The organism is Serratia sp. TSA_198.1 (assembly GCF_052686505.1).
On the sequence record NZ_JBQZFP010000007.1, the window covers coordinates 56,077 to 72,354 of the forward strand.

At 56.7% G+C, this 16,278-nt stretch carries 14 protein-coding genes; 12 read left to right on the forward strand and 2 right to left on the reverse strand.

Translation table 11 applies throughout. The features are described from left to right. The first annotated feature begins 333 nt into the window (after positions 1-333). The 7 genes from ACUTSW_RS21840 (at position 334) to ACUTSW_RS21870 (ending at position 7,236) form a co-directional block, all read left to right on the forward strand. The gene (locus ACUTSW_RS21840; protein WP_445585343.1) at positions 334-2,469 is read left to right on the forward strand and encodes an intracellular growth attenuator family protein; all 2,136 of its coding nucleotides are present in this window, start codon (positions 334-336) and stop codon (positions 2,467-2,469) included. A 96-nt stretch (positions 2,470-2,565) separates the two neighbouring features. Continuing rightward, entirely contained in the window at positions 2,566-3,246 is a 681-nt protein-coding gene (yrfG, locus tag ACUTSW_RS21845) for a GMP/IMP nucleotidase (RefSeq protein WP_004951339.1), read from the forward strand. Continuing rightward, positions 3,243-3,650 carry a ribosome-associated heat shock protein Hsp15 gene (gene hslR, locus ACUTSW_RS21850; protein ID WP_004951342.1) on the forward strand — a complete coding sequence of 136 codons (408 nt, stop codon included), beginning with the start codon at positions 3,243-3,245 and terminating at the stop codon, positions 3,648-3,650. The genes yrfG and hslR overlap by 4 nt, the downstream gene beginning before the upstream one ends. Positions 3,651-3,675: 25 nt before the next feature. After that, on the forward strand, positions 3,676-4,554 hold the full coding sequence (hslO, locus tag ACUTSW_RS21855) for an Hsp33 family molecular chaperone HslO (protein ID WP_445585344.1): 879 nt from the start codon (positions 3,676-3,678) through the stop codon (positions 4,552-4,554). 196 nt (positions 4,555-4,750) lie between these two features. Then, the gene (pckA, locus tag ACUTSW_RS21860; RefSeq protein WP_006328546.1) at positions 4,751-6,370 is read left to right on the forward strand and encodes a phosphoenolpyruvate carboxykinase (ATP); all 1,620 of its coding nucleotides are present in this window, start codon (positions 4,751-4,753) and stop codon (positions 6,368-6,370) included. Positions 6,371-6,496: 126 nt separating this feature from the next. Next, positions 6,497-6,760 (forward strand): FitA-like ribbon-helix-helix domain-containing protein, encoded by a 264-nt coding sequence (locus ACUTSW_RS21865; RefSeq protein ID WP_434461746.1) that lies wholly within the window; start codon positions 6,497-6,499, stop codon positions 6,758-6,760. Further along, positions 6,757-7,236: a type II toxin-antitoxin system VapC family toxin gene (locus ACUTSW_RS21870; RefSeq protein WP_434461748.1), complete on the forward strand. Its 480-nt coding sequence runs from the start codon at positions 6,757-6,759 to the stop codon at positions 7,234-7,236. Before ACUTSW_RS21865 ends, ACUTSW_RS21870 begins: the two co-directional genes overlap by 4 nt. 36 nt (positions 7,237-7,272) lie before the next feature. Here ACUTSW_RS21870 and envZ read toward each other — a convergent pair whose 3' ends face one another. Further along, complete coding sequence (gene envZ, locus ACUTSW_RS21875) at positions 7,273-8,643, reverse strand: two-component system sensor histidine kinase EnvZ (RefSeq protein WP_004951358.1); 1,371 nt, start codon at positions 8,641-8,643, stop codon at positions 7,273-7,275. Beyond that, positions 8,640-9,359, reverse strand: coding sequence for an osmolarity response regulator transcription factor OmpR (ompR, locus tag ACUTSW_RS21880; RefSeq protein ID WP_004709363.1), 720 nt, complete (start codon positions 9,357-9,359; stop codon positions 8,640-8,642). The genes envZ and ompR overlap by 4 nt, the downstream gene beginning before the upstream one ends. Before the next feature lie 407 nt (positions 9,360-9,766). On the opposite strand from ompR, the gene greB reads away from it, so the two are divergent. From greB to ACUTSW_RS21905, 5 genes are all read left to right on the forward strand, one after another. After that, positions 9,767-10,240, forward strand: coding sequence for a transcription elongation factor GreB (greB, locus tag ACUTSW_RS21885; protein ID WP_062868933.1), 474 nt, complete (start codon positions 9,767-9,769; stop codon positions 10,238-10,240). A gap of 179 nt (positions 10,241-10,419) precedes the next feature. Further along, positions 10,420-12,744 carry a Tex family protein gene (locus ACUTSW_RS21890; RefSeq protein ID WP_062868934.1) on the forward strand — a complete coding sequence of 775 codons (2,325 nt, stop codon included), beginning with the start codon at positions 10,420-10,422 and terminating at the stop codon, positions 12,742-12,744. A gap of 683 nt (positions 12,745-13,427) precedes the next feature. Next, on the forward strand, positions 13,428-13,652 hold the full coding sequence (feoA, locus tag ACUTSW_RS21895; protein ID WP_004951370.1) for a ferrous iron transporter A: 225 nt from the start codon (positions 13,428-13,430) through the stop codon (positions 13,650-13,652). Between the two features lie 73 nt (positions 13,653-13,725). Beyond that, positions 13,726-16,041, forward strand: a complete 2,316-nt coding sequence (gene feoB, locus ACUTSW_RS21900) for a Fe(2+) transporter permease subunit FeoB (protein ID WP_445585424.1) — start codon at positions 13,726-13,728, stop codon at positions 16,039-16,041. After that, positions 16,041-16,277, forward strand: coding sequence for a FeoC-like transcriptional regulator (locus ACUTSW_RS21905; RefSeq protein WP_062868935.1), 237 nt, complete (start codon positions 16,041-16,043; stop codon positions 16,275-16,277). Before feoB ends, ACUTSW_RS21905 begins: the two co-directional genes overlap by 1 nt. Position 16,278: the final 1 nt, after the last annotated feature.

Here is a 16,278-nt window from a genome sequence, read left to right on the forward strand (position 1 = left end):
TGTGCGTTAATGAGAACCTTTGTCGCAACGAGCACAAGCTGTAATTTACTTTTTTTTAACAAGCCTAGCCAGCTACCCGCCGATTTTCTGTACCCATTCAGCAAAAAGAGAGCATTAAAATAGGATAATGCCGATATCGACCGCTACCCCCGGTTGCTATCATCGCGTAGAGGAGACACGGCAACTGAGCAGATATATTGCATCGATAAATGAGATCGCGACAGAAAATCTGTTCCTCCCTCATTGTTCTAAGTGCCTGCCGGCCGTTTACTCCGTATAATATTCAACGTTTCATCAGGTTGGTGAGGTTCACGGGTGCAAGATGGGGATAGCATGAGCACAATAGTGTTGATATTGGCCTTAGTGCTTGCCTGCCTGATTGCCGCCGGCCTGTATCTTTGGTTTAAAGCCCGCAATCAGCCGATGCTGACACGTGCCCTGCCCTTTATCAAACCCACGCACCGCAAACTGTCCGGCGAAGAACGCATGGCTGTTGAGCACTACCTCAGCCTGCAGAATATGCTCAGCAACAAGCTGTTGCCCGGCAGCAGCCCGTCGCTGCCGTCCGCCAAACTGGCGCTGACCCCGCAGAGCGATAACGTTTATCCCGTTACCCACGCCATTACCCGCTATGGGCTGGCCAGCGATGAACCCAATAAGTGGCGCTATTATCTCGATGCCGAAGAAGTGCATCTGCCGCCGTTCTGGGAACAATACATCAGCGCCGATAACCACGTGGAAGTGATAAAAACCCAGACTCTGCCACTGGTCATTTCACTCAATGGGCATTCGCTGAAAGATCATATCCACGATCGGCCGCAACCGCCGGTAGTGACGGCAACGCCAACCAAAAACGCCTCGATCCGCAAGGAAGAAAGCGAACACGTCGAGTTGGTGAACATCCGCAAGGAAACCCCCGAAGAACACACGCTGAATCGCCCGAACGGCATCAAGGAAGCCGGCATCATCTCCGCCGCCCTGCTGTTGCTGTTTTTCAGCCTGATAAGCCCGGTGTTGGTCATCCCCTGGATGATTTTCGTCGCCGTGCTGACCATCGCCTGGGGTTGCTGGAACCTGTTCCGCCAGCCGGCCGCGCGTGAACTGAAAGAAGTGCACTGCCTGCGCGGCACCCCAAAACGCTGGGGACTGTTTGGCGAATCCAATCAGGGGCAGATAAGCAACATCTCGCTCGGTATCATCGATTTGATTTACCCGCCGCACTGGCAGCCTTACATCACCCAGGATCTGGGGAAAACCACCGACGTAGATATCTATCTTAACCGTCAGGTGGTGCGTCAGGGGCGGTTCCTTTCGTTGCACGATGAAGTGAAAAACTTCCCGCTGCAGCAATGGGGGAAAAACGCGGTTCTGATGGCCAGTTCATTGCTGATACTGGTGTTACTGCTGACCTACATCCCGCTGAGCCTGCCGCTGAAGCTGAGTACGGCCTGGCTGCAAGGCGCGCAAAAAATTGAGGTGACCAATGTGCAAGCGTTGGAAGGCACAACCTTGCGCATCGGGGACCAGTTGAAAGCCCAGGGTAACGGTATGTGCTATGTTCCACCGCAGGCCAACGGCACGAACGCCTCCAACTTCATGCCTTTCGACTGCTCGGGAATTTACTGGAACACCGCCGCACCGCTGCCGCAACCCGAGTCGGAAGTCATCGACAAGGCCTCGGCGTTGCTGGCGACGGTGAATACCCAGTTGCATCCTGAAGTTGCCGAACAGAAGCTCAACCCGCAACTGGCCAGCGCAATTGAAAAGTCAGGCATGATACTGCTGGATGATTTTTCCGGTATCGTGCTGAAAACGCAGGATCTGTGCCAAGCGGAAAATGACTGTGTCCGGCTCAAGAATGCGCTGGTGAACCTGGGCAACGTCAAAAACTGGAATACCCTGGTGAAGCGCGCCAAATCAGGCTCGCTGCAAGGGGTTAACGTCCTGCTGCGGCCGGTGAGCGCCGAATCGCTGGAAAGCCTGACCAAAGTTGCCGCCTCCTCGTTCGTGTACAACGAAACCCGGCAGGCCGCAGCGGCGCTTAACAGCCCGCCACCGGGCGGTTTCCTGATCAGCAGCGATGAAGGCAAACAGTTGGTGAACCACCCGCAGCCGGCAGTGCCGTTAAACGAATACAATGCGCTTGAGCAGTGGAATGAACTGCAACGCCTTGCCGGCATGTTGTTGCATACGCCATTCGAAGCCCAGGGCGTCATCACCAACATCAGCGTCGACGCCAACGGCACCCGCCACATCGCGCTGCATAGCGAACCGGATATGATCACCCTGTGGCGCTATCTGGGCACCAGCCTGCTGTTGCTGGCGGTCACGGCCATTCTGGGTTACAACGCCTGGCGGTTTGCGCAGCGCTATCGTCTCAACCAGCACCGTATCGCCGATATCCAGCGCTACTACGAAAGTTGCTTTAACCCGCAGCTTACCCCAATGTCATTGCGGCCGATGGCCTGAGTCACTCGCCGATTTCGGCCCTGTCATCAGCTTATGCTACGCTAACGCTATTATCCTTATCCTGCGGACCGCCGACGGTTCGCCTATGGAGTTTTCATGGTTCCCGAGTTTGACTGGCATGAGATCGACACCGTCCTGCTGGATATGGACGGCACCCTGCTCGATCTGGAGTTCGACAGCCATTTTTGGTTGCGTCTCGTGCCACAGGCATTAAGCGAACAACGCGCTATCCCGCTCGACGAAGCAAGCCAGATTATTCATCAGGAATATGTGGCGGTGCAGCACACCATGAATTGGTATTGTTTCGATTACTGGAGCGAACGGCTCGATCTGGACATTTATCGCATGACCAGCGAAGTGGGCAACCGCGCTCGTCTGCGCGAGGATACCGAACCCTTTTTACAAGCCTTACGTGCGGCCGGCCATCAGACTATTTTGCTGACCAATGCCCATCCGCACAGCCTGGCGGTAAAAATCGAGCATACCGGTTTGGATAAGCACCTTGATTTATTGCTTTCCACCCACACATTTGGTTATCCGAAAGAAGATCAGCGTTTGTGGCAGGCCGTTCAGCAGCACACCGGTTTTGATCCGCAGCGCACGCTGTTTATCGATGACGGCGAGCCTATTTTGGACGCCGCCCGCAGTTTTGGCATTCGCTACTGCCTGGGCGTACAGAACCCGGACTCCAGCATGGCGGAGAAAACCTTCCGGCACTATCCGTCGATGCGCGACTACCGCCTGTTGATACCGGCGCTGGAAAAGGGCAAACGATGAAAGAAAAAGCAACGCGGGACGACGCGGTCCGGCTGGACAAATGGCTCTGGGCGGCTCGTTTCTATAAGACTCGCGCGCTGGCGCGGGACATGATCGACGGCGGCAAGGTGCATTACAACGGACAGCGCGGCAAGCCGAGCAAAATTGTCGAGATCGATGCAGAGATCAGACTGCGCCAGGGCAATGAAGAACGCACGGTGATCGTGCTGGCCCTCACCGGCCAACGGCGCGGCGCCGACGAGGCGCAGCAAATGTATCAGGAAACCGAGGCCAGTATCGCCAACCGAGAGAAAATGGCGATCGCGCGCAAGATGAATGCGTTGACCATGCCGCACCCGGACCGCCGTCCGGACAAGAAGGAGCGGCGCGACCTGATTAAATTTAAATTTGGTGAGCAGGAATAACCCCTCGCCGCAATGAGAGAAAACTATGTCCAACCATGACCAATTGCACCGTTACCTGTTTGAAAACTACGCGGTGCGCGGTGAGCTGGTTACCGTCAGCGAAACCTATCAGCAGGTTCTGAACAATCACGACTACCCGGCACCGGTACAAAAGCTGTTGGGTGAACTGCTGGTCGCCACCAGCCTGCTGACGGCAACCCTGAAGTTCGACGGCGACATCACCGTGCAAGTGCAGGGCGACGGTCCACTGAAGCTGGCGGTGATTAACGGCAACAATCACCAGGAAATGCGGGGCGTGGCGCGCGTGCAAAGCGACATTGCCGACGACAGCACGCTGCATCAGATGATTGGCAACGGCGTCATGGTGATCACCATCGCGCCTACCGAAGGCGAACGCTATCAGGGCGTGGTCGCGCTGGAAGGCGAAACTCTGGCCGAATGCCTTGAAGCCTACTTCCGCCAGTCCGAACAGTTGCCAACCCGCCTGTTCATTCGTACCGGCGAGTCAGAAGACAAACCGGCTGCGGGCGGTATGCTGTTGCAGGTACTGCCGGCGCAAGACGGCAATGCCGATGATTTCGATCATCTGGTGCAACTGACCAACACGGTGAAAAGCGAAGAACTGTTCGGCCTGCCGGCCAATGAGGTGCTGTATCGCCTGTACCATCAGGAAGAAGTCACCCTCTACGAACCGCAGGACGTGATCTTCCGTTGCACCTGTTCACGCCAGCGCTGCGCTGACGCCCTGATTACGCTGCCGGCCGAAGAAGTGGCTCAAATGCTGGAGCAGGACGGCAATATCGATATGCACTGTGACTACTGCGGCAATCACTATGTCTTTGACGCCGTGGATGTTGCAGCGCTGTACACCGGTAACACCGGCGAAAGCGAACAGTTGCACTAAGTAACACCTCGTATCGGCGGGTGCACCCTGCACCTGCCGGTTTTGCCCGTTTGCACGCTTGCTTTTTTCCGTGGACTATCTCTCAGATCGTAACGAAAAACCGCCTAAAACGTTAATTATTTGATACCTATCGCGGTTACGCACTGCTGAATCCCTACAATTGGCGCCAGAAATTCTGTGACCAAGGAGTAGTGACATGCGTGTTAAAGGTATAACCCCTCAGGAGCTGGCCGCTTATGGCATTCATAACGTCGGCGAAATCGTTTACAACCCGAGTTATGAACTGCTGTTCAAGGAAGAAACAGACCCGTCTCTGGAAGGTTTTGAACGTGGGGTCGTGACCAAGTTGGGCGCCGTATCCGTTGACACCGGTATTTTTACCGGCCGTTCCCCGAAAGATAAATACATCGTCCGTGACGACATCACCCGCGACACCGTCTGGTGGGCCGATCAAGGTAAAGGCAAAAACGACAACAAACCCCTCAGCCCTGAAATCTGGGCAGACCTGAAACAGCTGGTCACCACGCAGCTCTCCGGCAAACGTCTGTTTGTTGTAGATACTTTCTGCGGCGCCAACGCCGACTCCCGCCTGAAAGTACGCTTTATCACTGAAGTAGCCTGGCAGGCACACTTCGTGAAAAACATGTTCATCCGCCCGTCTGACGAAGAGTTGCAGGATTTCGAGCCAGACTTCGTGGTGATGAACGGCGCCAAGTGCACCAACCCGAACTGGCAGCAGCAGGGTCTGAACTCGGAAAACTTCGTCGCGTTCAACCTGACCGAACGCATGCAGCTGATTGGCGGCACCTGGTACGGCGGCGAAATGAAAAAGGGTATGTTCTCGATAATGAACTACCTGCTGCCGTTGAAAGGCATCGCTTCCATGCACTGCTCGGCCAACGTGGGCGAGAAAGGCGACGTGGCCGTGTTCTTCGGCCTGTCCGGCACCGGCAAAACCACCCTGTCCACCGATCCAAAACGCCAGTTGATTGGCGATGACGAACACGGCTGGGATGACGACGGCGTATTTAACTTCGAAGGTGGCTGCTACGCCAAAACCATCAAGCTGTCTGAAGAAGCCGAGCCGGAAATCTATCACGCCATCAAGCGCGATGCGTTGCTGGAAAACGTTGCCGTGCTGGCAGACGGCACCATAGACTTCAACGACGGTTCAAAAACCGAGAACACCCGCGTTTCCTACCCGATCTACCACATCCACAACATCGTCAAGCCGGTTTCCAAAGCGGGTCATGCCACCAAGGTGATCTTCCTGACTGCGGACGCCTTCGGCGTGTTGCCGCCGGTCTCTCGCCTGACCGCGAACCAGACTCAGTACCACTTCCTGTCCGGTTTCACCGCCAAGCTGGCCGGTACCGAGCGCGGCGTGACCGAGCCAACCCCAACCTTCTCCTCCTGCTTCGGCGCAGCTTTCCTGACGCTGCACCCAACGCAGTATGCTGAAGTGCTGGTAAAACGCATGCTGGCCGCCGGCGCGCAAGCCTACCTGGTGAACACCGGCTGGAACGGCACCGGCAAACGCATCTCCATCAAGGATACCCGCGGCATTATTGACGCCATCCTCAACGGTGAAATCGATAAAGCAGAAACCATTACTCTGCCAATCTTCGATCTGGCGATGCCGACCTCACTGCCGGGCGTCAACCCGGCTATTCTGGATCCACGCGCTACCTACGCCAACCCTGAGCAGTGGCAGGAAAAAGCGCAGGATCTGGCCGAGCGTTTTATCACCAACTTCGACAAATATACCGATACGCCTGCGGGCGCAGCGCTGGTCAGCGCCGGTCCAAAACTGTAACCTTCTCTTTTTACAGCTTCAGCTAAGGCGTGGATTCCACGCCTTTTTTTATTTCTAAAGGTTGTTTTTTAGCCAGATAATCGAGATGATAATGCAGTGCAAGCATTGACAGCAAAGGAGATTTCAATGGCTACCATAACCGTCAGAAATCTGGACGATGACATAAAGGAATTGCTGCGCATTTCGGCAGCGAAAAACGGCCACTCCATGGAGGAGGAAGCACGCATGATTTTAAAACAGGCTCTGGTGAAAAAACCGCCGCGCTATGGGCTGGGAACGCGTATCCATCAACATTTTGCCGAGTTGGGTGGCGTTGAGCTGGAGATCCCACCGCGCGATAAAACCCCGCCGCGCATTGTCACCTTTGACGATGATGATGACCAGGTATGATCATTCTCGATACTAACGTGGTTTCTGAACTACTGCGTCCAGCCCCTCATTACAATGTTTTAAAATGGCTGGATGAGCAGGATACCTACGAATTTTATCTCAGCGCGATCGTGGTTGCAGAACTCTATACCGGCGTTGCCTGTATGCCCGAGGGTAAAAAGCAGACTGAATTGCAAAAAAATCTCAGCACAATGCTGCAAGAAGAGTTCGTAGAAAGGATTTTGCCTTTTGACGCCGAGTGCGCCATATGGCATGCGGAATTAATGGGTGCCAATCGCCGTCGGGGCACGACCGTCAGCATTCTTGATAATCAGATAGCCGCAACATGCCTGCATTACGGCGCTACCCTGGCCACGCGTAACACCAAGGACTTTATACACAGCGGTGTCACCCTCACCGATCCCTGGTTAATGGGGCATACCCGACGCCTGCATGAAGAAGCGGCAGAATACTACGTGATGAGCAGAAAACCCTGACGAGGCCGCAGCGAGGCGGCCCTCTGTCAGCAGATATCATGCGTTCTCTTTCGCCGCCTGATGCCCATTGGCCGACTCTTTTTTCTCCATCGGCAACGGAATATAAGCCCTGATCAACAGCCCGCCGCGTTCGCTGGTCCCGATATCCAACGCGCCGTGATGGCCGTCGATAATGCGCTGTACGATAGCCAGGCCAAGCCCGGTTCCGCTGGTGCTGCGCGCGCTGTCGCCGCGGACAAACGGCTGCAGCAGATGTTTCAGTTCTTCAGGTTTGATGCCCGGGCCGTCGTCCTCCACCTGGAACCAGCCGCGTTGCAGTTCACGCCCGCTACTGACCTTAATCCAGCCGTTACCGTAACGCGCCGCATTCACTACCATGTTCACCGCCGCACGCTTAATCGACAGCGGATGCACATTCATCATCAGTTCACCCGGCGCAATGGCGGTTTCGATCACCCGCTCATAGCCGCTCTCGGCCGCCACGACTTCGCCCAGAATCGAGTTCAGATCGCTGAGCTCGGTTTGCATCTCCTGGCCGGTGCGCAGATAGTCGATAAACTGCTCGATGATGGCGTTGCACTCTTCGATATCTTTATTGATCGACTCCGCCAGATAGCCATCTTCGGCGCTCATCATCTCGGTCGCCAAGCGGATACGCGTCAGCGGCGTGCGAAGATCGTGGCTAACGCCGGCCATCAGCAGCGTGCGGTCGTCGGCCAGTTGCTTGACGCCCGATGCCATCTGATTAAAGGCCCGCGTCACCGAACGCACTTCCGAAGCGCCGTATTCACGCAGCGGCGGCGGGATAATGCCTTTACCGACCTGCAAGGCCGCGTGCTCCAGCTCCACTAGCGGCCGGTTCTGGATGCGGATAAACAGCCAGGCGCCGCCGATAGCCAACAGCATAATCGCCAGGGTATAGCGGAACAACGGCGAGAAATCGCCCTGGTGAATTTCAGTTAGCGGAACCCGCACCCAGATATCAGGTTGCAGCCAGGTTTTCAGCCACACCACCGGTGAGTTCTTGTTCACTTCCACCCGAACGTCGGTCGGCCCGCCGAGCTGCTGCGCCATCTGTTGGCTGAGGAATTGGTAGTGCTGCGCCCAGCGCAGGCCGCTCTCCTCCGCCGCCGAGTTGGTGTACAGAGAAATCCCCAACTCGCGGTAAATTTCACGGCGAAACGCCGGCGGCACTTCCAACAACGTGCCATCTTCCAGCTGCAACCGATCGGTCATCAGCATACGGACTTCGTAGGCCAATACCTTGTTGAACTGCTGCAAACTGGGCAGGATGGCGAAGTTCAGCACCACCAGATAGGTCGTCACCAGGCTGACGAACAGCAAGGTGACGATCAACAGCAGGGTTCGGGCAAACGAGCTACGCGGTGAAAAGCGCAATCGTCTCATGCCTTGCTGCCGTCCGGGACGAAGACGTAGCCAAGACCCCAAACGGTCTGGATATAGCGTGGATGTGCCGGATCTTCTTCAACCATGCGGCGAAGACGGGAAATTTGCACGTCGATGGAGCGTTCCATCGCGCTGTATTCACGGCCGCGTGCCAGGTTCATCAGCTTGTCGCGCGAAAGCGGTTCACGCGGGTGGCTCACCAACGCCTTCAGCACCGCAAACTCACCGCTGGTCAATGGCATAGGCTCATCTTCGCGGAACATTTCACGGGTGCCCAGATTCAGTTTGAATTTGCCGAAGGCAATCACCGCTTCTTCCTGCGAAGGCGCGCCTGGTAGTTCGTTGGCCTGGCGGCGCAATACCGCACGGATGCGGGCCAGCAGTTCACGCGGGTTGAAAGGTTTTGGGATGTAGTCGTCGGCGCCGATTTCCAGCCCAACGATACGGTCGACTTCTTCGCCTTTGGCGGTCACCATGATGATCGGCATCGGGTTGCTCTGGCTACGCAGACGGCGGCAGATGGACAGCCCATCTTCACCCGGCAACATCAGGTCCAACACCATCAGGTGGAAAGATTCACGAGTCAGCAAGCGATCCATTTGCTCAGCGTTGGCGACGCTGCGAACCTGAAAACCCTGTTCGGTTAAATAACGCTCTAAAAGCGCACGCAGGCGCATGTCATCATCGACGACCAGAATCTTATGATTCTCTTGCATTGTATTACTCCCAAAGGCTTTATTGCCTGACGTGAATATTGTTAAAAAACCCTGTCATTTCGGACAGCGTTTAATGGTATATATTCTAGACGAAATTGTTACAAAGCTTATTCTTTTGCCCATTTATCAACAATTTTCATCAAAATGCCGGCGACGGTTCGTCAAAATCCCGATATTTTTAGACTAAATTTGGGATAACGCCGCTAATCGACCAAGGGCGATGCCCCATGAATTTCAAGTTGCGGCCGGGCGGCTGGTTCGGCAGTGTAACTCAGGCGAGGCGATAAAAAACGTCAGCGGTCGGCAATTTTGCGAGCCAATGCTTTATTGAGTGCTTATTGCATCCAGCAACGCCAAGCCAAAGCACCGTCATGCAACCTTTGATATCCCCATAAAGGCAGAAAACAATGAGAACGCAGCTGATAACCCGCGAGGGTTACGACAATCTCAAGCAAGAGCTGGACTTTCTCTGGCGTGAAGAACGACCGGAAGTCACCAAGAAAGTGACCTGGGCCGCCAGTCTCGGCGACAGAAGTGAAAATGCCGATTACCAGTACAACAAAAAACGATTGCGGGAAATCGATCGCCGCGTCCGCTACCTGACCAAATGCCTCGAGCAGTTGAAGATTGTCGACTATTCGCCGCAGCAGGAAGGCAAGGTGTTCTTCGGCGCCTGGGTGGAAGTGGAAAATGAGAATGGCGAGAGCAAGCGCTTCCGCATCGTGGGCTACGACGAAATTTTTGGCCGCCGGGACTACATCTCCATCGATTCGCCGATGGCCCGCGCCCTGCTTAAAAAAGAGGTGGGGGATGCCGCCACCGTCAACACCCCGGTGGGCGATGCGCTGTGGTATGTGAATGAGATCGAGTACGTGAAGTAAGATTCGGTTTTTTCCGAGCGTCCGCGCAGGTGGCCGCTGTCCCGCGGAGCTTGCGGCAACAACCACCTGCGTAACCTCGGCGCATCGGGCAAAGACGGGCAGCGCCACTGGCATTTTTGCCGATCAATCCGTATAACTGTCCCCCTGTTTCCTAACCGTTCTCAACAGATACCAGACCTATGAATGACCCACTGAGCCGCATTATTGCAACAGAACTGCAGGCCCGGCCGGAGCAAGTTGACTCCGCCATCCGTCTGCTGGATGAAGGTAATACCGTGCCTTTTATCGCACGCTATCGTAAGGAAGTCACCGGGGGCCTGGACGACACCCAACTGCGCCAGCTGGAAACCCGCCTGGGTTATCTGCGTGAACTGGAAGACCGCCGTCAGACCATCCTCAAATCGATCGACGAGCAGGGCAAACTGACCGAACAGCTGGCGGGGGCGATCAACGCCACGCAAAGCAAAACCGAGCTCGAAGACCTCTACCTGCCGTACAAACCCAAACGTCGTACCCGTGGCCAAATCGCTATCGAAGCCGGTCTGGAACCATTGGCCGACACCCTGTGGCAGGATCCGCAGCAACAGCCGGAACAGCTGGCCGAAGGCTACGTTGACGCCGACAAGGGCGTGGCAGATGTCAAAGCCGCCCTCGACGGTGCGCGTTACATCCTGATGGAGCGTTTCGCCGAAGACGCCGCGCTGCTGGCCAAGGTACGTAACTACCTGTGGAAGCATGCCCACCTGGTGTCCAAAGTGGTGGAAGGCAAAGAAGAAGCCGGCGCCAAGTTCCGCGATTACTTTGATCACCATGAGCCTATTGCCCAGGTGCCTTCACACCGTGCGTTGGCGATGTTCCGTGGCCGCAACGAAGGCGTGCTGCAGCTGGCGCTGAACGCCGATCCGCAGTTTGAAGAAGCCCCGCGCGAAAGCCAGGCGGAGCAAATCATCATCAGCCACCTCGACCTGCGCCTGAATAACGCCCCGGCCGACGCCTGGCGCAAAGCGGTGGTCAACTGGACCTGGCGTATCAAGGTGCTGTTGCATCTGGAAACCGAATTGATGGGCACGGTGCGCGAACGCGCGGAAGACGAAGCCATCAACGTTTTCGCCCGTAACATGCAGGATCTGCTGATGGCCGCACCGGCCGGCATGCGCGCCACCATGGGCCTGGACCCCGGTCTGCGCACCGGGGTAAAGGTGGCGGTGGTGGATGCAACCGGCAAGCTGGTTGCCACCGATACCGTCTACCCGCACACCGGCCAGGCCGCGAAAGCCGCCGCCATCGTCGCCGCGCTGTGCATCAAACACAAAGTGGAGCTGGTCGCTATCGGCAACGGCACAGCGTCGCGTGAGACGGAGCGTTTTTACCTTGAATTGCAGCAGCAGTTCAGCGACGTCAAAGCACAGAAGGTGATCGTCAGCGAAGCGGGCGCCTCGGTGTATTCCGCCTCCGAACTGGCGGCGCTGGAATTCCCTAACCTCGACGTTTCGCTGCGCGGGGCCGTTTCCATCGCCCGCCGCTTGCAGGATCCGCTGGCCGAGCTGGTCAAAATCGATCCGAAATCCATCGGCGTCGGCCAGTACCAGCACGACGTCAGCCAAAGCCAACTGGCGAAGAAGCTGGACTCGGTGGTGGAAGACTGCGTAAACGCCGTCGGCGTCGATCTGAACACCGCCTCAGTGCCGTTGCTGACCCGCGTAGCCGGCCTGACGCGCATGATGGCGCAGAACATCGTTACCTGGCGTGATGAAAACGGGCGCTTCAGCAACCGCGAACAACTGCTGAAAGTCAGCCGCCTGGGGCCGAAAGCCTTTGAACAGTGCGCCGGCTTCCTGCGCATCAACCACGGCGACAACCCGCTGGATGCCTCAACCGTTCACCCGGAAACCTACCCGGTGGTCGAACGCATTCTGGCCGCCACCCGGCAGGCGCTGCAGGATTTGATGGGCAACCCGGCGGCGGTGCGCAGCCTGAAGGCTAGCGACTTCACCGACGACAAATTCGGTGTACCGACGGTTACCGACATCCTGAAAGAGCTGGAGAAACCGGGCCGCGATCCACGTCCGGAATTCAAAACCGCCACCTTTGCCGAGGGTGTGGAAACCCTCAACGATCTGCAGCCGGGCATGATTTTGGAAGGTTCGGTCACTAACGTCACCAACTTCGGCGCCTTTGTGGATATCGGCGTGCATCAGGACGGCCTGGTGCATATCTCCTCGCTGGCGGACAAATTCGTCGAAGATCCGCACACCGTGGTGAAAGCCGGCGACATCGTCAAAGTGAAGGTGATGGAAGTGGATCTGCAGCGCAAGCGCATCGCACTGAGCATGCGTCTGGACGAGCAACCGGGTGAAGGTTCGCCACGTCGCGGCGGCGGCAATGCACCGGCGAAGGATGCCCCCTCCCGCGCGCCGGCCAATAAGGCCAAACCGCGCAACAGTTCACCGGCCGGCAACAGCGCCATGGGTGATGCGCTGGCTGCGGCATTCGGTAAGAAATAGCAGGTGCGCGGCATGGCCGGGGCGAATACATTCACCCCGGCCACTGGCGCAGTGCTGCATACTGAAAGGCCAAAGGTACACAGGGCGGAGCCGGCTCCGCCCTTTCTCAAAAAATAGCGTCGCTATTTTTTGACCCGCCTCAATAAACCCGCTTATTTTTCCTGAGCGATAAACACCCGGTTTTTAAGCCTGAAAATAACGTCGAATCCCGGTTCATTAACACCGTTATTAACATGGCGTTTTCATTTTGGCATTTCCCGGCGAAACACAAATGGTTAGCGCTCGTATTCCGCAGACAAGATGTTACCGAATAAACGCCGGCTCGCCGCCACACCGTCCAAAAACCACTCAATCTGTCGCCAGGTTTTGCAAATCGGAAAAAATCGCTGCAATTACGTAACTGATTTAACTCGCCATTCGCATTTGCACCCCTGCAGACCCGGTGATAGAAATAAGGCATCAGGCAATCCGATCGTTAAGTGTCGGTGCCATAACCTTTGGTTACCAATACCCCTACTTTTTGTATTGAATACGATAACTATTCTCACTATTATTGCGTTGCGTGTTCACTGCATTACCTCATGGATTGAAAACGTCGGCAGCCTGCGATCCTCATCGCGGCGCTTCGTCTGGAACGTTCTTTATCGTCATCGGCCCAAAACCAGGGGCTCTGAGAAGGTTATATGCATCTTCAACCTAAACGCTCTTATAAAATTGCCGGTTTCTCCAATGACATCGGCCCGGCCTATCGCCAGAAACTGTTATCGCTCGGCATGCTGCCCGGCTCATCGTTCGAAGTGGTGCGCGTCGCGCCGCTGGGGGACCCGATAGAAATAAAAACCCGCCGCGTCAGCCTGGTGCTGCGCAGGAAAGATTTGGCCCTGATCCTGCTCGACGGCCAATCCTGACTCTGCGCCCTTTTGCCCCGGCCGCGGCCCCACCGCCCGGCTCAATGTCCATTGACTGATATCACGCGAAATGATGAAAAAACTCACTATTGGCTTAATAGGCAACCCCAATTCCGGTAAAACCACGCTGTTCAATCAGTTGACCGGGGCTCGCCAGCGGGTCGGCAACTGGGCAGGCGTGACGGTAGAGCGTAAAGAAGGCCAGTTCACCACGCCGCAATCCCAGGTCAAACTGGTCGATCTGCCCGGCACCTATTCGCTGACCACCATCTCGGAGCAAACCTCGCTCGACGAGCAAATCGCCTGCCACTACATCCTGAGCGGCGATGCCGATCTGCTGATCAACGTCGTCGACGCCTCCAACCTTGAGCGCAACCTGTACCTGACGCTGCAACTGCTGGAACTGGGTATCCCCTGCATCATCGCGCTGAACATGCTGGATATCGCCAGAAGCCAGCAAATCGACATTGATATCGCTGCGCTGTCGGCACGCCTCGGCTGCCCGGTGGTGCCTCTGGTCTCCACCAAGGCCGACGGTATCGGGGCGTTGAAGCAAATAATCGACCATCACCGGTTTAACGATCTGAAAGCGCTGGTGGACTATCCACCGTTACTGTTGAAGGAAATGGCTACCCTGAGCGATGCCATGCCGGAGGCGCTGCCGACGGAACAACGCCGCTGGCTGGCGCTGCAAATGCTGGAAGGCGATATTTACGGCCATCAATTGGCCGGCAACGCTACCGCCCTGCTGCCTGCCGCCAGGCTGGCGCTGCAACAGCAGCAACAAGAAGATCCTGCGTTGGTGATTGCCGATGCGCGCTATCAGTCGATAGCCACCCTGTGTGATGCGGTCAGCAACTCGCAGCAAGCGATGCCAAACCGCCTGACCGAAGCGCTGGACAAGGTGATCCTCAACCGCTGGCTGGGGGTGCCCATCTTTTTGCTGGTGATGTACCTGATGTTCTTGCTGGCGATCAACCTCGGTGGCGCGCTGCAACCGATATTTGATATAGGTTCGGCGGCGATCTTCATCCAGGGCATTCAATGGCTGGGCTACAGCCTGCACTTCCCTGAATGGCTGACGATTTTCCTGGCGCAGGGCGTCGGCGGCGGCATCAACACAGTACTGCCGCTGGTGCCGCAAATCGGCATGATGTACCTGTTTTTGTCCTTTCTCGAAGACTCCGGCTACATGGCGCGTGCGGCATTTGTCATGGACCGCCTGATGCAGGCGCTCGGACTGCCCGGTAAATCCTTCGTGCCGTTGATTGTCGGCTTCGGCTGCAACGTACCCTCCATCATGGGCGCCCGCACGCTGGATGCCCCGCGTGAACGCTTGATTACCATCATGATGGCGCCGTTCATGTCCTGCGGTGCCCGGTTGGCGATCTTCGCCGTCTTTGCCGCCGCCTTTTTCGGCCAGGACGGCGCGGGCGTGGTGTTCTCGCTGTATATGCTCGGCATCGTGGTGGCGATCCTCACCGGGCTGGTGCTGAAGTACACCATCATGCGCGGCGAAGCCTCGCCGTTCGTCATGGAGTTGCCGGTTTATCACGTGCCGCACCTGAAAAGCCTGCTGCTGCAAACCTGGCAGCGGCTGAAAGGCTTTGTGCTGCGCGCCGGGAAAGTGATAGTGATCGCCAGCATCTTCATCGGCGGCCTGAACAGTTTTACGTTCAGCGGCAAGCCGGTCGATAACATCAATGATTCCGCGCTGGCGTCGGTGTCCAAAATGCTGACGCCGCTGCTGCAACCGATGGGCGTGCACAGCGACAACTGGCAAGCCACCGTCGGGCTGGTGACCGGGGCCATGGCGAAAGAAGTGGTGGTCGGCACGCTGAACACCCTGTACACCGCTGAACACATCAATAACACCGAGTTTGATGCCGCCAACTTTAACCTTTTGGGCGAACTGAGCGGTGCTGTGGAGACCACCTGGCAAGGACTGAAAGACACCTTCAGCCTGAGCGTGCTGTCCAACCCCATCGAGGCCAGCAAGGGCGACGGGGAAATGGGCGTCAGTTCCATGGGCATGATGAGCAGCAAATTCGGCTCCGGCATCTCCGCCTACAGTTACCTGATCTTTGTGCTGCTGTACGTGCCCTGCGTCTCGGTGATGGGCGCAATCGCCCGTGAATCCAGCCGCGGCTGGATGACTTTCTCCATTCTCTGGGGGCTGAACGTGGCCTACTCGTTGGCCACGCTGTTTTACCAGATCGCCACCTTCAGCCAGCATCCGCGGTACAGCCTGACGGCCATCGCCATCGTGGCGCTGTTTAATCTGCTGATCCTGTTCTGCCTGCGCCGGGCGCGCAGCCGGGTAACGGTACGTCTGGGCAAGGCGACGCCTGCCGCCTGTTGCCAGGGTGCTCAGGGTAACTGCCACTGATGGCCGGCCTGCTGCAGATCCGCGATGCGTTGGCGCTGCATGGCAGCGCTCAGGCGCAACAACTCAGCCGACAGTTGGCGACCCCACTACCGCTGGTACTGGCGATGCTGGAACGTTTAACGGCGATGGGAAAAGTGGAGCGGGTTGAGCAGGATAACAGCGCCTGCCTGAGCGGCAGTTGCAAAAGCTGCCCAGAGGGCAAGGGGTGCGATACGGTGGTGTATCGGTTGAAATAAT

Excerpts from the sequence above, each read along its gene's own strand:
- feoB (WP_445585424.1), top strand. The coding sequence starts at position 13,726 with ATGAAAAAACTCACTATTGGCTTAATAGGCAACCCCAATTCCGGTAAA.
- ACUTSW_RS21865 (WP_434461746.1), top strand. The coding sequence starts at position 6,497 with ATGGCTACCATAACCGTCAGAAATCTGGACGATGACATAAAGGAATTG.
- ACUTSW_RS21870 (WP_434461748.1), top strand. The coding sequence starts at position 6,757 with ATGATCATTCTCGATACTAACGTGGTTTCTGAACTACTGCGTCCAGCC.
- greB (WP_062868933.1), top strand. The coding sequence starts at position 9,767 with ATGAGAACGCAGCTGATAACCCGCGAGGGTTACGACAATCTCAAGCAA.
- hslO (WP_445585344.1), top strand. The coding sequence starts at position 3,676 with ATGTCCAACCATGACCAATTGCACCGTTACCTGTTTGAAAACTACGCG.
- feoA (WP_004951370.1), top strand. The coding sequence starts at position 13,428 with ATGCATCTTCAACCTAAACGCTCTTATAAAATTGCCGGTTTCTCCAAT.
- yrfG (WP_004951339.1), top strand. The coding sequence starts at position 2,566 with ATGGTTCCCGAGTTTGACTGGCATGAGATCGACACCGTCCTGCTGGAT.
- ompR (WP_004709363.1), bottom strand. The coding sequence starts at position 9,359 with ATGCAAGAGAATCATAAGATTCTGGTCGTCGATGATGACATGCGCCTG.
- pckA (WP_006328546.1), top strand. The coding sequence starts at position 4,751 with ATGCGTGTTAAAGGTATAACCCCTCAGGAGCTGGCCGCTTATGGCATT.
- ACUTSW_RS21905 (WP_062868935.1), top strand. The coding sequence starts at position 16,041 with ATGGCCGGCCTGCTGCAGATCCGCGATGCGTTGGCGCTGCATGGCAGC.
- ACUTSW_RS21840 (WP_445585343.1), top strand. The coding sequence starts at position 334 with ATGAGCACAATAGTGTTGATATTGGCCTTAGTGCTTGCCTGCCTGATT.
- ACUTSW_RS21890 (WP_062868934.1), top strand. The coding sequence starts at position 10,420 with ATGAATGACCCACTGAGCCGCATTATTGCAACAGAACTGCAGGCCCGG.
- envZ (WP_004951358.1), bottom strand. The coding sequence starts at position 8,643 with ATGAGACGATTGCGCTTTTCACCGCGTAGCTCGTTTGCCCGAACCCTG.
- hslR (WP_004951342.1), top strand. The coding sequence starts at position 3,243 with ATGAAAGAAAAAGCAACGCGGGACGACGCGGTCCGGCTGGACAAATGG.